1 pseudogene is annotated in these 371 nt (G+C 41.2%); it reads right to left on the bottom strand.

Annotated features, from left to right (window positions below):
• A pseudogene (locus tag AC1M9M_RS14840) lies at positions 1-371 on the bottom strand (muconate/chloromuconate family cycloisomerase); the annotation flags it as partial.

Raw genomic sequence — 371 nt, forward strand, 5'->3', positions numbered from 1 at the left:
CTGCTTCTACAGCACGAGAACCAATTTTTAATTTAAAGAAGTTATGACGCTTAGCTTCGATCATCTTTTTCGCTTCAGCGATATCTTTATCCGTATCACCAGAAGCCAACACCCAAAGTACAGGGACGCTGTTACGCAGACGGCCACCTAACACTTCAGACAGCGGCAAGCCTAAACGTTGAGCTTGAATATCGAGTAAAGCAGTTTGAATGGCACATTTTGCAAAACGGTTGCCATTAATATTCTTCTTCAACACTTGCATAATTTGAGCAACGTTGAGATCAGTAAAAGTTTTGAGTAGTGGAGCAAAATAAGTATCGATATTGGTTTTGATACTTTCAGGGCTTTCTTCACCATAGCCTAAGCCACCG

This window comes from Acinetobacter sp. ANC_7503 (genome assembly GCF_056780035.1).